At 66.8% G+C, this 15,311-nt stretch carries 13 protein-coding genes; 7 read left to right on the forward strand and 6 right to left on the reverse strand.

Annotated features, from left to right (window positions below; genetic code table 11):
- Nucleotides 1-45 precede the first annotated feature (45 nt).
- Nucleotides 46-951, reverse strand: coding sequence for a LysR family transcriptional regulator (locus E3D03_RS08960; protein ID WP_263566675.1), 906 nt, complete (start codon nucleotides 949-951; stop codon nucleotides 46-48).
- 98 nt (nucleotides 952-1,049) lie between these two features.
- On the opposite strand from E3D03_RS08960, the gene E3D03_RS08965 reads away from it, so the two are divergent.
- The 3 genes from E3D03_RS08965 (at nucleotide 1,050) to E3D03_RS08975 (ending at nucleotide 2,807) form a co-directional block, all read left to right on the forward strand.
- Nucleotides 1,050-1,823: an SDR family oxidoreductase gene (locus E3D03_RS08965; RefSeq protein WP_263566676.1), complete on the forward strand. Its 774-nt coding sequence runs from the start codon at nucleotides 1,050-1,052 to the stop codon at nucleotides 1,821-1,823.
- A gap of 286 nt (nucleotides 1,824-2,109) precedes the next feature.
- Entirely contained in the window at nucleotides 2,110-2,307 is a 198-nt protein-coding gene (locus E3D03_RS08970) for a hypothetical protein (protein ID WP_074967156.1), read from the forward strand.
- A gap of 239 nt (nucleotides 2,308-2,546) precedes the next feature.
- Nucleotides 2,547-2,807, forward strand: a complete 261-nt coding sequence (locus tag E3D03_RS08975; RefSeq protein ID WP_062562611.1) for a hypothetical protein — start codon at nucleotides 2,547-2,549, stop codon at nucleotides 2,805-2,807.
- Nucleotides 2,808-2,889: 82 nt separating this feature from the next.
- On the opposite strand, the gene E3D03_RS08980 is transcribed toward E3D03_RS08975, so the two are convergent.
- Complete coding sequence (locus tag E3D03_RS08980) at nucleotides 2,890-3,615, reverse strand: aspartate/glutamate racemase family protein (RefSeq protein ID WP_263566677.1); 726 nt, start codon at nucleotides 3,613-3,615, stop codon at nucleotides 2,890-2,892.
- Between the two features lie 15 nt (nucleotides 3,616-3,630).
- Nucleotides 3,631-5,145, reverse strand: a complete 1,515-nt coding sequence (locus tag E3D03_RS08985) for an NCS1 family nucleobase:cation symporter-1 (protein ID WP_263566678.1) — start codon at nucleotides 5,143-5,145, stop codon at nucleotides 3,631-3,633.
- A gap of 263 nt (nucleotides 5,146-5,408) precedes the next feature.
- On the opposite strand from E3D03_RS08985, the gene E3D03_RS08990 reads away from it, so the two are divergent.
- Both E3D03_RS08990 and E3D03_RS08995 read left to right on the forward strand, forming a co-directional pair.
- Nucleotides 5,409-6,065 carry a GntR family transcriptional regulator gene (locus tag E3D03_RS08990; RefSeq protein ID WP_062562608.1) on the forward strand — a complete coding sequence of 219 codons (657 nt, stop codon included), beginning with the start codon at nucleotides 5,409-5,411 and terminating at the stop codon, nucleotides 6,063-6,065.
- A gap of 274 nt (nucleotides 6,066-6,339) precedes the next feature.
- Nucleotides 6,340-9,129, forward strand: a complete 2,790-nt coding sequence (locus E3D03_RS08995; RefSeq protein ID WP_263566679.1) for a bifunctional aconitate hydratase 2/2-methylisocitrate dehydratase — start codon at nucleotides 6,340-6,342, stop codon at nucleotides 9,127-9,129.
- Between the two features lie 545 nt (nucleotides 9,130-9,674).
- Here the strand turns inward: E3D03_RS08995 and E3D03_RS09000 are convergent.
- Both E3D03_RS09000 and E3D03_RS09005 read right to left on the reverse strand, forming a co-directional pair.
- Nucleotides 9,675-9,836 (reverse strand): hypothetical protein, encoded by a 162-nt coding sequence (locus tag E3D03_RS09000; protein ID WP_263566680.1) that lies wholly within the window; start codon nucleotides 9,834-9,836, stop codon nucleotides 9,675-9,677.
- Between the two features lie 83 nt (nucleotides 9,837-9,919).
- Nucleotides 9,920-10,477, reverse strand: coding sequence for a hypothetical protein (locus tag E3D03_RS09005; RefSeq protein ID WP_263566681.1), 558 nt, complete (start codon nucleotides 10,475-10,477; stop codon nucleotides 9,920-9,922).
- A gap of 116 nt (nucleotides 10,478-10,593) precedes the next feature.
- Here E3D03_RS09005 and moaA point away from each other — a divergent pair, with 116 nt between their 5' ends.
- The gene (gene moaA / locus E3D03_RS09010; RefSeq protein ID WP_263566682.1) at nucleotides 10,594-11,628 is read left to right on the forward strand and encodes a GTP 3',8-cyclase MoaA; all 1,035 of its coding nucleotides are present in this window, start codon (nucleotides 10,594-10,596) and stop codon (nucleotides 11,626-11,628) included.
- On the opposite strand, the gene E3D03_RS09015 is transcribed toward moaA, so the two are convergent.
- Entirely contained in the window at nucleotides 11,625-11,978 is a 354-nt protein-coding gene (locus E3D03_RS09015; protein WP_263566683.1) for a GFA family protein, read from the reverse strand. The two genes, moaA and E3D03_RS09015, sit on opposite strands and share 4 nt — an antisense overlap.
- A 138-nt stretch (nucleotides 11,979-12,116) precedes the next feature.
- Here E3D03_RS09015 and uvrA point away from each other — a divergent pair, with 138 nt between their 5' ends.
- Nucleotides 12,117-14,975, forward strand: coding sequence for an excinuclease ABC subunit UvrA (gene uvrA, locus E3D03_RS09020; protein ID WP_263566684.1), 2,859 nt, complete (start codon nucleotides 12,117-12,119; stop codon nucleotides 14,973-14,975).
- Nucleotides 14,976-15,311 lie beyond the last annotated feature (336 nt).

Below are 15,311 nucleotides of genomic sequence, written 5' to 3' on the forward strand. Positions count from 1 at the left end.
TATGGCGAGACGCCCTATCGCAAAAGGGGCGGCAGGGACTGAGCCTCAGCCCGCGGGCGCGAGCCGGCGGCGCAGCAGCGGCTCCAGCCAGTCGGCCAGCACCTGCACGCGCCGCGGCGGGCGCGGATGCGCCAGGACCAGGTGCATCGGCATCGGCGCCGGGCGGTGGCGCGGCATGACCTCGACCAGCGCGCCCGCCGCCAGGTGCCCGGCCACGTCATAGGCCGGGATCTGGATCAGCCCCAGCCCGGCCAGCGCGGCGGCGATATAGGTCTCGGCGCTGTTGGCGCTGACCTGCCAGGGCAGGGCGCGGCCATGGCTGCGCCCGCCCTCCTGCCACTCCCAATCCGCGACCCGGCCGCTTTGCGGCGAGGCATAGCCGACCTGGAGATGCGCGCCCAGATCGGCCGGGTCGGCGGGCGTGCCGTGGCGGGCCAGATAGGCGGGGCTCGCGACATTGATCTGGGCGATCTCGCCGATGCGGCGGGCGCGCAGGCCGGAATCGGGCAAGCGTCCCACGCGCAGCGCCAGGTCCACCTGTTCGCCCACCAGGTCCACGGCGCGGTCGCTGGCGCCAAGCTCGACCGCGATGCCGGGCCAGGCGGCCAGGAACTCCGGCAGCGCCGGAGCCAGGATCAGCCGGCCGATGCGCCCGGGCACGTCGATGCGCACCCGGCCCGCGACCCGCCGGGCGCCGGTGCGGAACATCGCCTCGATCTCCTCGGCCTCGGCCAGGAACGCCAGGCAGCGGTCGCGGAACTCCTCGCCCTCGGGGGTCGGGGTGACGCTGCGGGTGGTGCGGTTCAGCAGCCGGGCGCCCAGCCGCGCCTCGAGCTCGGCCACCGCGGCCGAGACCGAGGATCGCGGCATCTGCAACCCGTCCGCCGCGCGGGTGAAGCTGCGGGTCTCGATGACGCGGATCAGGATGCGATAGAGGTCGAGCCGGTCCATTGTTCGCGATCCTTGACAGGTGAAGTCAGAGCAATCGGATTTATATCCGATTTTCCGAACATAGAGTGCCGCCACGGATTTCGACAAGGAGAACGGCCATGACGGAACGCAACATCAAGGACAAGGTCATTCTGATCGCCGGCGGGGCCAAGAACCTGGGCGGGCTGATCGCGCGCGACTTCGCTGCGCAGGGCGCCCGCGCGGTGGTGGTGCATTACAACAGCGACGCCAGCGCCGGCGCCGCGCAGGACACCGTGGCGGCGGTCAAGGCGGCAGGCGCCGAGGCGCTGGCGATCCAGGCCGACCTGACCACGGCCGGCGCGGTCGAGGCGCTGTTCGCCGAGGCCGTCGCCGCCTTCGGCCGGCCCGACATCGCCATCAACACCGTGGGCAAGGTGCTGAAGAAGCCCATGGCCGAGATCTCGGAGGCGGAATATGACGAGATGAGCGCGGTGAACGCCAAATCCGCCTTTTTCTTCCTGAAAGAGGCCGGCCGGGCGGTCAACGACAATGGCGCGATCTGCACGCTGGTGACCTCGCTGCTGGGCGCCTATACGCCCTTCTATGCCAGCTATGCCGGCACCAAGGCGCCGGTCGAGCATTTCACCCGCGCCGCGTCCAAGGAGCTGGGCGAACGGGGGATTTCCGTCACCGCCATCGGCCCCGGCCCGATGGATACGCCCTTTTTCTATGGCCAGGAATCGCCCGAGGCGCAGGCCTATCACAAATCCGCCGCGGCGCTGTCGCCCTTCAGCAAGACCGGGCTGACCGACATCGAGGACATCGTGCCCTGGATCCGCTTCCTGGTGACCGAGGGTTGGTGGATGACCGGCCAGACCATCCTGGTGAACGGCGGCTACACGACGAAATAGCAGCGGTTCTGTGCGCGGCGCGGGCGATTCCCGGCCGCTAGTCAGTGGTGCGCGGCCGGGCGTCATGTCCGGCCGCGGTTTTTCATCCCGATCCGGGTTGCCGGGCCGCCGCGGGCGATCCGACTGTTTCTGTCAGGGGAAAGCGCCCGATATAAACTGTCAACTATATGAAATCGTTTGATTTTCTATTGACGCTTCTGCGCGGGCCGCCTATATCGCGGTCAAGAGACAGCCAGCCAGCATTTCGCCAGCCAGCCATTCAGGACCAGCAAGCAAAGGAAGCCCGATGGCCCATTCTTCGTGCAGCGCATGCGCGTTCTTCGAAAACCATGCAGCCAATTCCGACAGCCAGCTCGCCGACGCCGGCCTGTGCCGCGCCAAGCCGCCCGTGACCCAGAAGGATGCCGACAGCCGCGGCTTCTGGCCGGTGGTCAAGTCGAACGACTGGTGCGGGGAATTCGCGACCCAGTTCGCCGCCGAATAAGCGGCAGCCAAGCAGCCGTTCCGGCCCGATGAAGGCAGCCCCCGGGGCTGCCTTTGCCATTTCCGCCACCTGTGCGCGTGGCGCCGCCGTGGCCTAACGACATTTATCCCCTGTTTTTTTTCCTTCGACCGATGTGATATTCAGGCGCGGCGGGCTTATCCTGCGTTGCATCAACAGGGAAACCGGAGATAGGCGGTTCGGCGGTCTTGCCGTCCTGCGTCCGAAGGAAAGGCACCGACATGTTCCGCATCAACAGCCAGGGATTCGTCGTCGACTGCGAGGATGAGCAGCCGGTGGCGCTTGTTTCCCACGGCAGCGTCGCCGTAGAGGCCAGGATGCAGGATCAGCGTTGCGTGCTGTTGCGTTTCGATGGCCAGCAGGACCTGCCGCCCGGCGCGCGGCTGTCGGCGGCCCAGGTGCATCAGTTCGCCCTGCCGCTGGAACAGGCGCTGGCGCTGGCGCGGGCCATCCTGACGATCACCGAGCCGGGATTGGGCTGAGCCCGCGGCAGCAACCCCGAGCGGAATCGCGACGCCGCGCGAGGGGGGTTCCCCGCGCGGCGCCGGTCAGGACAGGCCGCTGTCAGAGCCCGGTCAGCGGGAAGCCGGTGACGCGCTTGGGCCGCGGCGGGGCATAGGTGCGCACCTTCGAGGTCTTCAGCCCCAGCCGCACCAGCGACTCGGCGATGGTGACGGCGGCCGCGACCCCGTCCACCACCGGCACGCCGGTGCGGGCGCGGACCTTGGCCTCAAGCTCGGCCATGCCGCCGCAGCCCAGGCAGATCACCTCGGCATGGTCCTGGGTGACGGCGGCGGCGGCCTGCTCGACGATGGTCTCGACCGCGCGCTCGGGCTGGGTTTCCAGCTCGAGCACCGCCATGCCGCTGGCCCGGACCGAGGCGCAGCGGTCGTAAAGCCCGGCGAGCTTCAGCCGGTCCTCGATCATCGGCACGGCGCGGTCGAGCGTGGTCACCACCGAATACTTGTGGCCGAGGAACATCGCGGTTGAGGCGGCGGCCTCGGTGATGTCGACCACCGGCACCTCGAGCAGTTCCTGCAACCCCTCGCGTCCATGCTCGCCATAGCCGGCCTGGATCACCGCGTCGAAGGGCTGGTCATAGCGCATGACCGCGTCCATCACCCCCACCGCCGCGAGATAGCTCTCGAAATTGCCCTCGACCGATTCGGCGCCGAACCGCGGGGTCAGGGCCACGATCTCGGTGCCCGGGGCGGCGGCCTTGCGGGCCGACTCCGCGATGCCATGGGTCATGGTTTCGGTCGTGTTGACGTTCACGACAAGGATACGCATTGCGACGGTCTCCGTTCAGTGGCTGGTGGCGACGGCAATGGATTCACCATCGCGGTCGGCATAGGTCAGGCCCTTGGGGGCGATCAGGGTGCAGAACAGCGCCCCCAGCCCCGCGGCGATGAACCACGAGAATTGCGACAGCGAATGCAGCGCCGGCAGGAAGGCGAACAGAAGCGAGATCGCGGCCGAGGGGATCAGTGCCTGGATCGCCTTGGGATTGATGCCATTGACATAGTGATAGGGACCGGCGGCGCTGTCGCTGTAGAGCGCCGGCACGTCGACCTGCTGCTTGCGGATCAGCCAGTAGTCGGCCATCACGATCCCGAACAGCGGCCCCAGGAAAGCCCCGAGCGCGCCCAGGAAATAGACGATGACGATGGGCGAGTTGTAGAGGTTCCAGGGCAGGATGACGAAGCCGATCACTGCGCTGACCACCGCTGCCCGGCGGAAGTCGAGGTGGCGCGGGAACAGGTTCGCCAGCGCGAAGGCCGGGGCCACGAAATTCGCCATCAGGTTCACGGCGATGGTCAGGATCAGCAGCGACAGGCTGGCCAGCACCAGCAGCGGCTTGCTGGGAATGCTCTGCACCACGTCGGTCGGGCTCTGGATCAGCGTGCCGTCGATCGACAGCTGGCCGCCGGTCAGGATGACCACGATCAGGCCGAAGATCAGCATGTTGATCGGGATGCCCCAGAAATTGCCGCGCACCACCGCCTGGCGCGAGGTGGCGCCGCGGGTGAAGTCGCAGAAGTTCAGCACGAAGGTGCCATAGATCGCCACCCAAAGCGAGGCGCCGCCCAGAATCTGCGCCCACATCGCCCCGCCCGAGAGCGGGTTCGGCGGGCTCCATTGCAGCCGGCCGCCGGCGCTGTAGAGCATCCAGCCCGCCAGCGCGACGAAGGTGACCAGGATCACCGGGCCGGCGAAGGCCTCGTATTTGCGGATGCTTTCCATGCCGTAGCAGGCGATGACGACCTGGACGATCCAGAGCAGGGTGAAGCTGATCCAGCCCAGCACCGACAGGCCCAGCACCATCTGCTGCGCCAGCGGCGCAAGCCCGGGCATCAGCGCGATCAGCATCACGTCGAGCACCATCGAGGCCAGATAGGTCTGGATGCCGAACCAGACGATGGCCACGCCGCCCCGGATCAGCGCCGGGATCTGGGCGCCGCGGGTGCCGAAGCTGATGCGGCTCATCACCGGGAAGGGCACGCCGGTCTTGATGCCCATGAAGCCCGACAGGTTCAGCAGCACGAACAGGAAGGCCGCGCCGAACAGCAGCGCGGCCAGGATCTGCCATCCGCCGAGTCCCAGAGCGAAAAGCCCGATGGCAAAGGAATAATTGCCCAGGCTGTGCACGTCATTGGCCCAGAGGGCGAAGATGTTGTAGGCGCTCCAGGTCCGGCCCTGCTTCAGGGTCGGGGCCAGGTCGCGGTTGTAGAGATTGGCCGAGACCCCGGGCGGGACCGCCTCATCCAGGGCGGCGCCGTGATGATGCGCTTGCTTGTCGCGCAGGATGTTCTGGTCCATCGTCATCCCCTTGTCGCCGCAGGGTTGCGCGCGCCGTATGCGGGGCTGCGCGCCGTCATTTTCTCAGGTGCCATGGTTACCTCCCGTTCCGATGGCAGCCGCCGGGGTGCGGCGGCGCAGGCCGATATCTGAGCTTGAAACTAAAATGTTACATATTATTCTATGAAAGCGTCTATATAGAATTCCTGGTATAACCTTACTGCATAAATTGAAAATAAAGGCGCTAGACTGGTGCGAATCTGGCGGGAAGGATTGGGCGGGGCATGGGCGAGGAAGAGATGCTGAACACGCGCGCGCTGCTGGCGCTGACCGAGGCGCTGCGCTCGGGCGCGCTGCGGGCCGGGCAGTTCCTGTCCATGCCGCAGCTGGTCGAGATCCTGCGCGTGCCCATCGCCGCCGTGCGCGAGGCGACGCGCCACGGCCAGGTCTCGGGCTGGCTGGACGTGATCCCCAAGCGCGGCGTGCAGATCCTCGAGGCCGAACCCGCGACGATCCGCGACAGCCTCGACCTGCGCATGGTGCTGGACCAGGAGGGGGCGCGGCGCTGGATCCGCGGCGGCCTCGATGCCGGCGAGCTGGCCGCGCTGCGCCAGGCGCATGAGCGGATGCGCGAGACGGCGCGCGGCGCCGGCACGCCCGAACTGTCGGCACAGGCGATCCAGGTCGACCTGTCGCTGCATGACTTCCTGGCGCGCGGGCTGGGCAACCCGATGCTGCGCGCCGATTACGAAAGCAACCGCATCCGCATCGCGATTTTCCAGCGCGTCCGGCCCTTCGTGCAGGAGCGCGTCCGCTCGGCGATGGAGGAGCATCTGGCGATCATCGCTGCCCTGGAGCGCCGCGACAGCGCCGCGACCACCGAGGCCATCGCCTATCACTGCGAACGCACGCAGCATTGGTGGGGCGTCAGCCCGGGCTGAGGCGGGTGGTCAGGGCGACGCGGTCTCACGGGCTGCCAGGCCGGCGCGCATCGGCGTCACCTTCCCGGCCACGGGGCCAGGGACCGGCCGCGCGGCCGCCAAATGGCGCTTATCCGCAATTTTCCCGCCCCGGCGGCGCGATCAGCGGCGCCGAGCCTCTTGCGAGGCTGGGCGGTTTAGTATACCTCGGCATACAATGAGCTTGCCGCCGCCCGCCAGACGTGACCGCGACCCGGTGTTCCTGCTCAATCGGCATTGCATCGTAGGGATCGTCATGAGCTTGTACACCGACTACCTAACCGAGATCGAAACGCGCAAGACCACCGGGCTGCACCCCAAGCCCATCGACGACGGCGCCCTGGTGCAGGAGCTGATCGCGCAGATCGAACAGCCCGGGAACCCGTATCGGGCCGATTCTCTGCAATTCTTCATCTGCAATACCCTGCCCGGCACGACCAGCGCGGCGGCGGTCAAGGCGCGCTTTCTCAAGCGCATCATCCTGGGCGAGACGGTGGTGCCGGAGATCCCGGTGGCCTTTGCCTTCGAACTCTTGTCGCACATGAAGGGCGGGCCGTCGGTCGGGGTGCTGCTGGACCTGGCGCTGGGAACCGACGAAGCCATCGCCCGGCAGGCCGCCGAGGTGCTCAAGACCCAGGTGTTCCTCTACGACGCGGACATGGGCCGGCTGGCCGAGGCCTTCAAGGCCGGCAACCCGGTCGCCCGCGACATCTTGGACAGCTATGCCAAGGCCGAGTTCTTCACCAAGCTGCCCCCGGCCCCGGACGAGATCAAGGTCGTGACCTATATCGCCGCCGAAGGCGACATCTCGACCGACCTGCTGTCGCCGGGCAACCAGGCGCATTCGCGCTCGGACCGCGAATTGCACGGGCAATGCATGATCTCGCCCGAGGCGCAGGCCGAGATCGTCGCGCTGCAGGCCCGGCACCCCGACAAGCGGGTGATGCTGATCGCCGAAAAGGGCACCATGGGCGTCGGCTCCTCGCGCATGTCGGGAGTGAACAACGTCGCGCTCTGGACCGGCCGGCGCGCCAGCCCCTATGTGCCCTTCGTCAACATCGCCCCGGTGGTCGCGGGCACGAACGGCATCTCGCCGATCTTCCTGACCACGGTGGACGTGACCGGCGGCATCGGCATCAACCTGAAGAACTGGGTCAAGAAGACCGGCCCGGACGGCAAGCCGATCCTGAACAATGACGGCAATCCGATCCTGGAGCAGGCCTATTCGGTCGAGACCGGCACCGTCCTGACCATCGACGCGAAGAACAGGAAGCTGCGCGACGAAACCGGCAAGGAACTGGTCGACATCGCCGCCTCGTTCACGCCGCAGCGGCTGGAGTTCCAGCGGGCCGGCGGCTCTTATGCCATTGTCTTCGGCAAGAAGCTGCAGACCTTCGCCGCGCAGACCCTGGGCGTCGAGGCGCTGCCGGTCTTCGCCCCGAACAAGGAGATCAGCATCCCGGGCCAGGGCCTGACCGCGGTCGAGAAGATCTTCAACGCCAATGCCGTGGGCGTCACCCCCGGCAAGGTGCTGCATGCCGGTTCCGACGTGCGGGTGCGGGTGAACATCGTCGGCTCGCAGGACACCACCGGGCTGATGACGGCGCAGGAACTCGAGGCGATGGCGGCGACCGTCATCTCGCCCCTGGTCGACGGCGCCTATCAGTCGGGCTGCCACACCGCCTCGGTCTGGGATCGCAAGGCGCAGGAGAACATCCCGAAGCTCATGGCCTTCATGAACAATTTCGGGCTCATCACCGCGCGTGACCCCAAGGGCGTCTATCACGCCATGACCGACGTGATCCACAAGGTGCTGAACGACATCACCGTGGACGACTGGGCGATCATCATCGGCGGCGACAGCCACACCCGCATGTCCAAGGGCGTGGCCTTCGGCGCCGACTCGGGCACGGTGGCGCTGGCGCTCGCCACGGGCGAGGCGACCATGCCGATCCCGGACTCGGTCAAGGTGACGTTCAAGGGCCGCATGCAGCCGCATATGGACTTCCGCGACGTGGTCCACGCGACTCAGGCGCAGATGCTGAAGCAATGCGGCGACAACGTGTTCCAGGGCCGGGTGATCGAGGTCCATATCGGCACGCTGCTGGCCGACCAGGCCTTCACCTTCACCGACTGGACGGCCGAGATGAAGGCCAAGGCCTCGATCTGCATCTCGCAGGACGAGACGCTGATCGAATCGCTGGAGATCGCCAAGTCGCGCATCCAGATCATGATCGACAAGGGCATGGAGAACCCGGCCGGCACGCTGCGCGGCCTGATCGCCAAGGCGGATGCGCGCATCGCCGAGATCCGCTCGGGCGCGCGGCCGGCGCTGGCGCCCGATGCCAATGCGAAATATTTCGCCGAGGTCGTCGTGGACCTGGACCTGATCGACGAGCCGATGATCGCCGACCCGGACGTGAACAACGCCGACGTGTCCAAGCGCTACACCCATGACACCATCCGCCCGGTATCCTATTACGGCGGCACGAAAAAGGTCGACCTGGGCTTCGTCGGCTCGTGCATGGTGCACAAGGGCGACATGAAGATCGTGGCCCAGATGCTGAAGAACATCGAGAAGGCCCAGGGCAAGGTCGAGTTCAAGGCGCCGCTGGTGGTCGCCGCCCCGACCTACAACATCATCGACGAGCTGAAAGCCGAGGGCGACTGGGAAATCCTGCAGAAATACTCGGGCTTCGAATTCGACGACCTGGCGCCCAAGAGCAAGGCCCGCACCGAATACGAGAATATCCTGTATCTGGAGCGCCCGGGCTGCAACCTGTGCATGGGCAACCAGGAAAAGGCCGAGAAGGGCGACACGGTGCTGGCCACCTCGACCCGGCTGTTCCAGGGCCGCGTGGTCGAGGACACCGCCGAGAAGAAGGGCGAATCGCTGCTGGCCTCGACGCCGGTGGTGGTGCTGTCGGCGATCCTGGGGCGCACGCCGAGCGCCGAGGAATACAAGGCCGCCGTCGAGGGGATCGAGCTGACCCGCTTCGCCCCGCCGCTGGAAAATCCCGGCGTGGCGCGGTCGGTGCATTTCTGAACGGTTGCGATGGAAAACGGGGAGGGGCTGCGGTGACGCGGCCCTTTTCCTGTGCCGGGGCACGGCGAAGGCGCGGTTTGCGGGACATGGCGGTTCGTCCGCCGCCACGGTTCATGTGTCGGCTTTCGATACGGGGAAACCGGCAGCTATCGAAGGCCGCTCGGGTCGCGGCGAAGGCGGCGGCTGCTCTGGTATAGGCTTCGCATCCGTGTCTTTGCTGTCCAGTCGCGTGGGGTTCGGAAACGGGTGAAGCCGTCCGCTTCGGATCAGGCGGCCTGGTCAGTCGCAACGCTTGGCCGGTCGCATGGCTTGGCCAGTCGCAGGGTCCGGCCAATCGCCGGGAACGAGAGCTGCGTGCTTCTCTCTCGGGGACTGCCTGCCCCGGTCTGTGCTTCAGAAGCAACCCTGGCCCCTCGGGACTGCCCGGAACAGTCACGCCAGGCTCGCGAGATCCCCTCGCTCCTGCCTGTCCAAGCCTCTTGCCCGGGGCTTTTGCAGAAGGCGCAATCCCATCCCGTGCGCCGCACTGGCGGCCGCCGGTGGCGTCAATCCTTGGGCTTCACCCTGTTGGTTTTCCCCACATCCGTGGGAATGCTCGAGGGCGGCGCATCCGACGGCTTCGGCTTGTCGTGGCCCGGTCCATCAGGCTCCTTGCGCTCCTCCTCCATCTCTGCGGGATAGGTCGTCCGGTCTGGGTTCTTGGTCATGTCCGCCTCCAGGATGATGGGATCAACCGGCAGCGCCGGGCGATGTTCCCGCCGCGCATCGCAGGAGCGGAAAACAGCCCTCTTCAGCTGGCGAACACCTCGATGGCCGGCAAGTCGGTCAGGCTGACGCCCAGCAGTTGCAGGGCCGGCAGCGAGACCTGGCTGCCGCCGCCCGCCGCGCCGCCCAGCGGGATCAGCCGCACCTTGGCGGATTTGCCATTGGCCGGATTCACGATCCGGCCCTGGGTTTCCGACTGGACCAGCGGCGTCTTGACCCAGAACCCCGGCTGCGACGGATCGCCCAGCGAGGCGATGGTCGTGCCCAGCCGGCGCTCGCCCCCCGAGGGCGCGGCGGCGGCCTGCTGGCGTTCGCTGCGGGTCGTGGTGTTCAGCGCCTCGGCGCCCTGCGCGACCGGCGCGCCGATCGAGGAGATGCCGCTGGTCTTGCCCGGGGTGCGCGGCGCGGTCCCGGTCAGCACCGGGCCGCGGATCACCGGCTGGCCGGTCGCCGGATCGGTCATCGTGTCCAGCGGCGCGCCGGGCACCGCCTGGGCCCGCTGCGCGGCCCTGTCGGTCTGGGCGCAGGCGGCCAGCGCCAAAAGCAGCAGCACGCCCAGCAGGCGGCGGAATGGATCGGTCATGAAACCCCCTCGTGCTTCGGAAATCCCCGCGAGGCTAGACCCGGCGGTGCGACCCTGTCCACCGCTACCCGCTTTCTTGGTTACGAGACCATCAACGGATCGGCCAGCTTGCGCCGATGCCGGCGCGCGCCTATTTTGACGGCATGGACACGCGCGCGCCCCTTGTCGATCCCTTTGCCCGGCCGATCAGCTACCTGCGGGTCTCGGTGACGGATCGTTGCGATTTCCGCTGCACCTATTGCATGGCCGAGCACATGCAGTTCCTGCCCAAGAAGGATCTGCTGACGCTGGAAGAGCTGGACCGGCTGTGTTCCGCCTTCGTCGATCTTGGCGTGCGCAAGCTGCGCATCACCGGGGGCGAGCCGCTGGTGCGGCGCAATATCATGGAATTCTTCCGCGCCATGTCGCGGCATTTGGACGCAGGCCTGGACGAGCTGACCCTGACCACCAACGGCAGCCAGCTGGCCCGCTTTGCGGGTGAACTGGCCGATTGCGGGGTGCGGCGGGTCAATGTCTCGCTGGACACGCTGGACGCCGACCGTTTCGCGCAGATCACCCGCTGGGGCCGGCTGCCGCAGGTGCTGGACGGGATCGCGGCCGCGAGACGCGCCGGCATGCGGGTCAAGATCAACACCGTCGCCCTGAAGGGCTTCAACGAGGACGAGCTTTTCCCGCTGCTCGACTGGTGCGCGGGCGAAGGCCACGATCTGACCTTCATCGAGGTCATGCCCATGGGCGAGATGGGCGAGGAGCAGCGCCTGGACCAGTATTGGGCGCTGTCGGACCTGCGCCGGCGGCTGGAAAGCCGGCTGACCCTGACGCCTCTGACCGAGCGCACCGGCGGTCCCGCCCGCTATGTCCGCATCGAGGAAACCGGGCAGAAGATCGGCTTCATCACGCCGCTGACGCATAATTTCTGCGAAAGCTGCAACCGCGTCCGCCTGACCTGCACGGGCGAACTGTTCATGTGCCTGGGGCAGGAGGATCGCGCCGACCTGCGCGCGCCGCTGCGCGCCAGTGCCGAGGACGAACCGGTGCGGCAGGCGATCCGCGAGGCGATCTCGCGCAAGCCCAAGGGGCACGATTTCGATTATTCCCGCCAGCATGTCGCGGGCCAGGTGACCCGCTTCATGAGCCACACCGGCGGCTAGAAGCCGGCGCCGTCCACCGCCTGGCTGGGCAGGGCGCGGGCATCGACACCTTCCAGGCAATTGACGTTGACCGCGACCACCTCGGTCCCGTCCGGACTGGTGCCGCGGGCATAGGATTCGATGCCGCAGGTCGGGCAGAACAGGTGCTGGATCGCCTTGCGATTGAACAGGTATTCCGTCACCGGCCCGTCGGCGGTCAGCCGGAAGTCGGCGGCCGGCACGAAGGTCAGCACCGACCCCAGCCGCTTGCAGCGCGAGCAGTTGCAGGTCACGGTCTGGTCCAGATCGGCCTCGACCTCATAGGCGACGGCGCCGCATTGGCAGCTTCCCTTGTAATGGTGTCTCGCCATGCCTTCCTCCGGGTTTTCGGCCATGGTGGGGCAGGGCGGCCGCGGGCGCAAGGGAAATGTTCCCTTGATGTTCCGTTAACGGTTGTCATTTCCGCGATCATGCCTATCTGATGCGCTTGGCGGAATCAGGACGGCACGATGGAACAGAAGTTCATCGAGGTTCGCGGCGCGCGCGAGCACAATCTGAAGAACGTGGATATGGACATTCCGCGCGACCAGCTGGTGGTGATCACCGGCCTGTCGGGCAGTGGCAAGTCCAGCCTCGCCTTCGACACCATCTATGCCGAGGGCCAGCGGCGCTATGTCGAAAGCCTGTCGGCCTATGCCCGGCAGTTCCTCGACATGATGGGCAAGCCGGACGTGGACCATATCACCGGCCTGTCGCCGGCGATTTCCATCGAGCAGAAGACCACCTCGAAGAACCCGCGCTCGACCGTCGGCACGGTGACCGAGATCTATGACTACCTGCGGCTGCTGTTCGCCCGCGCCGGCACGCCCTATTCGCCGGCGACCGGCCTGCCCATCGAGGCGCAGCAGGTGCAGGACATGGTCGACCGGGTGATGGACCTGCCCGAGGGCACGCGCGCCTATCTGCTGGCGCCCATCGTCCGCGACCGCAAGGGCGAGTACAAGAAGGAATTCCTCGAGCTGCGCAAGCAGGGCTTCCAGCGCGTCAAGGTGAACGGCGAATTCTACGAGCTGGACGAGCCGCCGACCCTCGACAAGAAATTCCGCCACAATATCGACGTGGTGGTGGACCGCATCGTCGTGCGCGAGGGCATGGAGACGCGGCTGGCCGACAGTTTCCGCACCGCGCTGGACCTGGCCGACGGCATCGCGCTGCTCGAAACCGCGGGGGGCGAGGGCGATGCCGAGCGGATCACCTTTTCCGAGAATTTCGCCTGTCCGGTCAGCGGCTTCACCATCCCCGAGATCGAGCCGCGGCTGTTTTCCTTCAACGCGCCCTTCGGCGCCTGCCCGGAATGCGACGGGCTGGGGGTCGAGCTGTTCTTCGACGAACGGCTGATCGTGCCGGACCAGGCGCTGTCGATCGCGCAGGGGGCCTTGGCGCCCTGGGCCAAGTCGAAATCGGCCTATCTGACCCAGACCGTGAATGCGCTGGCCAAGCATTACGTCTTTGACAAGAAGACGCCCTGGAAGGACCTGCCCGAGGAAGTGCGGCAGATGTTCCTGCACGGCTCGGGGCGCGAGGAGATCCCGTTCCGCTTCGACGATGCCGGCCGGGTCTACGAGATCGCTCGCAGCTTCGAAGGCATCATCCCGAACATGCAGCGCCGGCTGCGCGAAAGCGACAGTGCCTGGGTGCGCGAGGAGTTCGAGAAATACCAGAACAACCGCCCCTGCGGCGCCTGCCACGGCTATCGCCTGAAGCCCGAGGCGCTGGCGGTCAAGATCGCGGATACCCATATCGGCCAGGTCACCGAGCTGTCGATCCGCGAGGCGCTGGCCTGGGTTGAGGCCGCGCCCGCCCATCTGGCGAAGCAAAAGAACGAGATCGCCGCCGCGATTCTCAAGGAGATTCGCGAGCGGCTGGGCTTTCTGGTAAACGTAGGCCTGGATTACCTGACGCTGAGCCGCGCGGCGGGCACGCTGTCGGGTGGCGAAAGCCAGCGCATCCGGCTGGCAAGCCAGATCGGCTCGGGCCTGACCGGCGTGCTCTATGTGCTGGACGAGCCCAGCATCGGCCTGCACCAGCGCGACAACGACCGGCTGCTCGGCACGCTGAAGGGCCTGCGCGACCAGGGCAATTCGGTCATCGTCGTCGAGCATGACGAGGATGCGATCCGCCATGCCGATTACGTCTTCGACATGGGGCCGGGGGCGGGGGTGCATGGCGGCGCGGTCGTCGCCAAGGGCACGCCGGCCGAGATCGCCGCCAATGCCGACAGCCTGACCGGGCAGTATCTTTCGGGTCAGCGCGAGATCCACGTTCCCGACCAGCGCCGCAAGGGCAATGGCAAGGCGATCAAGGTGGTCGGCGCCACCGGCAACAACCTGAAAAACGTCACCGCCGAGTTCCCGCTGGGCAAGTTCGTCTGCGTCACCGGCGTCTCGGGCGGCGGCAAGTCCACGCTGACCATCGAAACCCTGTTCAAGACCGCCAGCCTGCGGCTGAATGGCGCACGCCAGACCCCGGCGCCCTGCGAAACGATCAAGGGGCTGGAACTGCTGGACAAGGTGATCGACATCGACCAGCGCCCCATCGGGCGGACGCCGCGTTCCAACCCGGCGACCTATACCGGCGCCTATACCCATATCCGCGACTGGTATGCCGGCCTGCCCGAGTCGAAGGCCCGCGGCTACAAGCCCGGTCGCTTCAGCTTCAACGTCAAGGGCGGCCGCTGCGAGGCCTGTCAGGGCGACGGCGTCATCAAGATCGAGATGCATTTCCTGCCCGACGTCTATGTCACCTGCGAGACCTGCAAGGGCAAGCGCTACAACCGCGAGACGCTGGAGGTCACCTTCAAGGGCAAATCCATCGCCGACGTGCTGGACATGACGGTCGAGGATGCGCAGGAGTTCTTCAAGGCGGTGCCCTCGGTCCGCGACAAGATGGATGCACTGGTCGAGGTCGGCCTGGGCTATATCAAGGTCGGCCAGCAGGCCACGACCCTGTCGGGCGGCGAGGCGCAGCGAGTGAAGCTGTCCAAGGAGCTCAGCCGCCGGGCGACCGGCAAGACGCTCTATATCCTGGACGAGCCGACCACCGGCCTGCATTTCGAGGATGTGCGCAAGCTCCTGGAAGTGCTGCACTCCCTGGTCGACCAAGGCAATACGGTGGTGGTGATCGAGCATAACCTCGACGTCATCAAGACCGCCGACTGGATCATCGACATCGGCCCCGAGGGTGGCGACGGCGGCGGCCGCATCGTCGCCACCGGCACGCCGGAACAGGTGGCCAAGGTGGCGGAAAGCCATACCGGCCGCTATCTGGCGCCGATGCTGGAGGCTGCCGCCGCGCGGGCAGCGGAGTGACCCTGGCGCGCCGTGGCAGGATATCTGGAAAACGGTGAAACAGACGGAGCCCCTCGCCGGCGCAGCCTTGGCGGCTTCTTTGCTCCGTAAATACCCAAGCGGCAGACCCGCCGGGCAGTATTGTGGGGACAAAGACTCCATGCAAGGCTCCATGCCCGCGAGGGATTGACCGGCCCGGGGTTTCGGGCCGAAATCGGTTGCGGGGCTTTCCTCGGGTCATCCGGCTGGGTGCGGAGAAACTGAGTAAAACACCATGGAAATGCGCCGCGAAAAACGGCGGTTTTCTTGCCCGCAGACCATCCGAAAGCCCAAGTGACGCGGGGGCGGGCCGTTGAC

Source organism: Paracoccus sp. DMF, assembly GCF_004407025.1.
Taxonomy (GTDB): Bacteria; Pseudomonadota; Alphaproteobacteria; order Rhodobacterales; family Rhodobacteraceae; genus Paracoccus; species Paracoccus aminovorans_B.

Excerpts from the sequence above, each read along its gene's own strand:
- E3D03_RS08985 (WP_263566678.1), bottom strand. The coding sequence starts at position 5,145 with ATGGACCAGAACATCCTGCGCGACAAGCAAGCGCATCATCACGGCGCC.
- uvrA (WP_263566684.1), top strand. The coding sequence starts at position 12,117 with ATGGAACAGAAGTTCATCGAGGTTCGCGGCGCGCGCGAGCACAATCTG.
- E3D03_RS08975 (WP_062562611.1), top strand. The coding sequence starts at position 2,547 with ATGTTCCGCATCAACAGCCAGGGATTCGTCGTCGACTGCGAGGATGAG.
- E3D03_RS08990 (WP_062562608.1), top strand. The coding sequence starts at position 5,409 with ATGGGCGAGGAAGAGATGCTGAACACGCGCGCGCTGCTGGCGCTGACC.
- E3D03_RS08965 (WP_263566676.1), top strand. The coding sequence starts at position 1,050 with ATGACGGAACGCAACATCAAGGACAAGGTCATTCTGATCGCCGGCGGG.
- E3D03_RS08980 (WP_263566677.1), bottom strand. The coding sequence starts at position 3,615 with ATGCGTATCCTTGTCGTGAACGTCAACACGACCGAAACCATGACCCAT.
- E3D03_RS09015 (WP_263566683.1), bottom strand. The coding sequence starts at position 11,978 with ATGGCGAGACACCATTACAAGGGAAGCTGCCAATGCGGCGCCGTCGCC.
- moaA (WP_263566682.1), top strand. The coding sequence starts at position 10,594 with ATGCCGGCGCGCGCCTATTTTGACGGCATGGACACGCGCGCGCCCCTT.
- E3D03_RS08960 (WP_263566675.1), bottom strand. The coding sequence starts at position 951 with ATGGACCGGCTCGACCTCTATCGCATCCTGATCCGCGTCATCGAGACC.
- E3D03_RS09005 (WP_263566681.1), bottom strand. The coding sequence starts at position 10,477 with ATGACCGATCCATTCCGCCGCCTGCTGGGCGTGCTGCTGCTTTTGGCG.
- E3D03_RS08995 (WP_263566679.1), top strand. The coding sequence starts at position 6,340 with ATGAGCTTGTACACCGACTACCTAACCGAGATCGAAACGCGCAAGACC.
- E3D03_RS08970 (WP_074967156.1), top strand. The coding sequence starts at position 2,110 with ATGGCCCATTCTTCGTGCAGCGCATGCGCGTTCTTCGAAAACCATGCA.
- E3D03_RS09000 (WP_263566680.1), bottom strand. The coding sequence starts at position 9,836 with ATGACCAAGAACCCAGACCGGACGACCTATCCCGCAGAGATGGAGGAG.